This window comes from Mesorhizobium sp. M1E.F.Ca.ET.041.01.1.1, from assembly GCF_003997355.1.
GTDB lineage: Bacteria > Pseudomonadota > Alphaproteobacteria > Rhizobiales > Rhizobiaceae > Mesorhizobium.
The window spans coordinates 1-4,254 of record NZ_RZSL01000528.1; the positions used below are offsets into that span (position 1 = coordinate 1).

General features: G+C 60.1%; 1 protein-coding gene and 3 pseudogenes. 1 reads left to right on the top strand and 3 read right to left on the bottom strand.

Annotation, left to right across the window (positions count from 1 at the left end):
- Nucleotides 1-141: pseudogene (locus EOA38_RS29440) on the top strand (aldehyde dehydrogenase family protein); the annotation flags it as partial.
- Nucleotides 142-679: 538 nt separating this feature from the next.
- Here EOA38_RS29440 and EOA38_RS29445 read toward each other — a convergent pair.
- From EOA38_RS29445 to EOA38_RS39815, 3 genes and pseudogenes are all read right to left on the bottom strand, one after another.
- Nucleotides 680-1,140: pseudogene (locus EOA38_RS29445) on the bottom strand (OB-fold nucleic acid binding domain-containing protein); the annotation flags it as partial.
- Between the two features lie 307 nt (nucleotides 1,141-1,447).
- The gene (locus tag EOA38_RS29450) at nucleotides 1,448-3,379 is read right to left on the bottom strand and encodes a potassium transporter Kup (RefSeq protein WP_127300884.1); all 1,932 of its coding nucleotides are present in this window, start codon (nucleotides 3,377-3,379) and stop codon (nucleotides 1,448-1,450) included.
- Nucleotides 3,380-3,741: 362 nt separating this feature from the next.
- Nucleotides 3,742-4,254 (bottom strand): annotated as a pseudogene (locus EOA38_RS39815) (hypothetical protein); the annotation flags it as partial.

The window sequence follows — 4,254 nt, forward strand, 5'->3', positions numbered from 1 at the left end:
ATCATCTTCGATGATGCCGACATTGACGGTGCTGTTGACGGTGCGGTCCAGGCGAAGTTCCGCAATGCCGGCCAGACCTGCGTTTCCGCGAACCGCATTTACGTCCAATCGAGCGTTCACGATGAGTCCGCCGAGAAATTGTGGAGAAGGTCCGGCACTTATCAGTGGTCCGACGTCTACTCCCGGAGCGAAGCCGTCGCCAACCCAAGATCGAGTCCCACATCGCAGATGATAATTCGATGCGGGGCCGAACGATAAATATGCATGCTTTGGCCACCCCGAGGCAGGGCTCATTGAGATGATCCGACCGCCTTGGAACAAAGATGGGGTAGAGCAGATGAAGCGTTGGCAGCGTGTCTCCATTCGACGCGAGCGCTTAGGATGGGATCACGATCATTCGCATCACGCGCAGCCGCAAGGGCGATGCCATGGCTACTTTGGAATCGTTGAAGTGGTTTGAGCCGGACAGTCACAAATACACCCGTTACGCCGCGGCTCAGGAAACGGGGCGGCGTCCGGCGGTGGAGGTGCTCGCTGACTTAAAAAGGGTGCGGGCAGTCGTTGCGCTTGAGAGCGACGACATTTGGGATCCGGCACGGGGTGACCTGCTGCCAATCGGCAGTTAACAGGGTCCGACAAAAGTGTGCACAACATGCTGCTGAAGTGGCCTCCGGAAGCGCTACCGGAAGTTACGCGTCTTGAACTTGATAGGGTCGATATGGTCATACTGCATCGACGATGTCGCGCCCCTTCGGCATGCCGCGCGGATCGATGCCCGATCCGCCGTGATGAGCCTCGTCCCTCGGCCGTGCGGCAACGGAAACGGCGTCTTGCGGTTTCCCACGCTGGCCAGCCCGGCCGACAGATCGGTCAGCTCGTGGGCGACGAGGTGCACCACCTCCTCTTCCGTCGGATGCGTCCGCGGACGCCGAGCATGGCCGAAGCAAGAAGCACGCGCCGGAATTTCTCGAGAGATCTTGACCCAGACGACGACGTTTGCCGCACCCGTCTCATCCTCCAGAGGAACATGAAGCCTTTGGCCGAGCCCGGCCGCTGCCGGACCAGCACCAGGCCGGCGGCCTCGAGCCAGCTTCTGCCTCGCGCCTGCATAGCATCCTGACAGGTCACGGTGCGGCGCCGGTTAGGCGGCACGCCGATTTTGGCAACGCTAGCCTGTGAACTGAAGAATGAAGGTCGGACTTGCGGCACATCGATTAGGTTCAAATGATAAGTTGCTGCCCGGCGAGGTCGTTTCAGCGCATCTCGACTGGTGGGTCGGCAAGACAATGCGGAACGGAAATGATCGCAGGCGTAAAGGACGGCTTTCGGGGCCGGAAGCTTCAGGCCTGGAACCGGACCCCAGTTTGGCGCAAGCATCGTGGCCTCCGCCCGGTCAGGCATTCACCGGCTCGCGAAATGCCAATTGATTCTGCTTAACCGGGCATACCTAAACGGCCACTTGCGTTCCGATCTCGACCACACGTCCGGTCGGGATCTGGAAATACTCCGTCGCGTCGGCGGCCGTGCGCGCCAAGCCGATGAACAGCTTGTCCTGCCACACCGGCATGCCGGAGTTGGGTGACGCCTTGAGCGAGCGACGCGACAGGAAGAAGGACGTCGTCATGATGTCGAACTTCCAACCCTGCTTGCGGCAGATCGCCAGCGCACGCGGGATGTTAGGCTGTTCCATGTAGCCGAAGGTCAGTGTCACCCGCATGAACAGCTCATTGATCGTTTCCATCTTGATCCGCTCGCTGTCGGGCACCACGGGCTGCTGCGCCGTCACCACAGAGAGGATGACGTTCTGTTCGTGCAGCGCCTTGTAGTGCTTCAGGCTGTGCATCAACGCGGTCGGCGCACTGGCGGGATCGCTGGTCAGGAACACGGCCGTACCGGACACCAGCTGCGGTTTCTTCTTCAACAGATTGCCCGCAAGGAAATCGAGCGGAATCTGGTTCCTGCGCGTCTTGTCAAATAGATACCTGCTGCCTCTTATCCAAGTCCACATGGTCATCACGATCACTGCGGCAATGGCAAGCGAGGCCCAGCCGCCTTCGAATACCTTGACGATGTTAGCTGCAAAGAAGCCGGTATCGATGAAGACGAACACCGCCATTAAGGCTATCGCGACGCCGAGCGGCCATTTCCAGATGCGCGTCATCACAACAAAAAGCAGTATGTTCGTCACCAGCATATTGCCGGTCACCGAAATACCGTAGGCCGAGGCCAGCCGGCTGGATTCGCCGAAGCCGACCACCAGCAGCATCACCACCAGCGCCAGCATCAGGTTGATGCGCGGCAGATAGATCTGGCCCGACTGTTTTTCCGACGTGTGCTGGATGACGAAACGCGGCAGCATGTTGAGCTGTACCGCTTGTCTGGTCAGCGAAAAGGCGCCGGAGATCACCGCCTGGCTGGCGATCACGGTCGCCGCCGTCGCCAGCACCACCATCGGGATAAGCATCCAGCCTTCGTTCATCTCGAAGAAGGGATGACCGACGACACCGCCATTCGCCAGCACGAAGGCGCCTTGCCCGACATAGTTGAGCAACAGGCAAGGAAACACGATTGCCAGCCAGGCAAGCACGATCGGCTTGCGCCCGAAATGGCCGAGGTCGGCATAGAGCGCCTCAGCGCCGGTGACGGCGAGAAAAACCGCACCAACCGTGACGAAGGCGACTTCGGGCGAGTTGACCAGGAACGACACGATGTAATGCGGGCTGATTGCCAGCAGGATTTCCGGGTCGTCCATGATGTGGTTGAAGCCAGAAAGGCCGATGGCCAGGAACCACAGCGCGGTAACGGGCCCGAACACCAATCCTACGCCGCCGGTGCCAAACCGCTGTACCGCAAACACGATCGCCAGGATGGCCAGTGTCAGCGGCACCACATAGGGCTGGAACGTCGGCGTGACGACATTCATACCTTCGACCGCCGACAGTACCGAGATTGCCGGCGTAATGACGGCGTCGCCAAAAAAAAGCGCCGCGCCGACGATGCCGATGCCGATGCCGATGCCGAGGATCACCGCAGAGCAGGTCGGGAAACTGTTGCGCGCCAGCGCCATAAGCGACAGCACTCCGCCCTCGCCTCGATTGTCGGCGCGGAGCACGAACATGATGTATTTGATCGTCACGGTGATCGTCAGGGACCAGATGATCAGCGAGAGTACGCCGAGGATGTCGCCACGGCTGGCGACGTTGCCACCCGCTGATGCATGCAACGCCTCGCGAAATGCATAGATCGGGCTGGTGCCTATATCGCCATAAACGACACCTAGTGCGCCCGACATCAGCGCCTTGGTGCTGTGCTGCTCGACCTCAGAATGGCTCGATTGTTCGACAGGTTCTGCCTCGTTACCAGCATTGGTAAGGGCCATGGACGACACTCCGATAAGCGCGCGGTGCTCTACGCTTGCTGCACTGCAATATCAAGTTCCGTCACGTAATGTCTGCCGTCTCGCCTGTCGTTGCTCGCCTTGGTAGACTCGCCAGCCCGCAGCCCTACCGAGCAGCAATAGCGCCCCGGCAGAACCCTCAATCGCCCAGATCAATGAATGGTTATCGCCCACAGTGCCCCCCCGCGATGCGGCCGATGGCGACCAGGGTGTCGTGGGCGCACAAGGATGGCGCTTTCCTGATGACGCCGTGCTCCAGGTGTGATCGCACCGTTGCTGCGCAAGCCATTTACTTGCTCGTCCCAGCGAGGACCGTGGCCAACTGGAACGCAGGGCCACGCCGCTCACCGGCCGCACTTTGCGGCGCAGATAACGATTCGATCTCCGCGGCGAGATTCTGGTTGAAGAAGCCACCAAGCTTGTCGAAGGACACACGGTCGTAATATCGACATGCCAGTATCCGCAACCCAGAAAAGCTCCTTGGGCTCCGCTGCGCGCGCCACGAACAACCCGATCTTCTCTGCGAAGAGGACGCCGTAATCCTTCAGGTTGAAGCCAAACCGGGGGGCGGCCGTGACGTATGGGCGAAGGGCTAGGAGGCGGGTTCGGTGAGGAACGGCATTGATGTCCACGCCGTCTCCTGGAAAGACAGAGGAATGCGGTGTCACCGACTGGCGCCGGAGGTTGATCCGGTGATTAGGAGGAGCACTCGTTGTCGGATTCTCGACGATGTCGGACATCTGACACAACGCTGCCAGAGCGATCACGTTGTTCCGAAACGATTTTCCCAGTTGGCACGACAATTGCGGTCCTATGCGCAAAAGCACTGCGATGCCGCACCGACTGGAAGAACTCGT

Coding starts and splice junctions, on each gene's coding strand:
- EOA38_RS29450 (WP_127300884.1), bottom strand. CDS start 3,379: ATGGCCCTTACCAATGCTGGTAACGAGGCAGAACCTGTCGAACAATCG.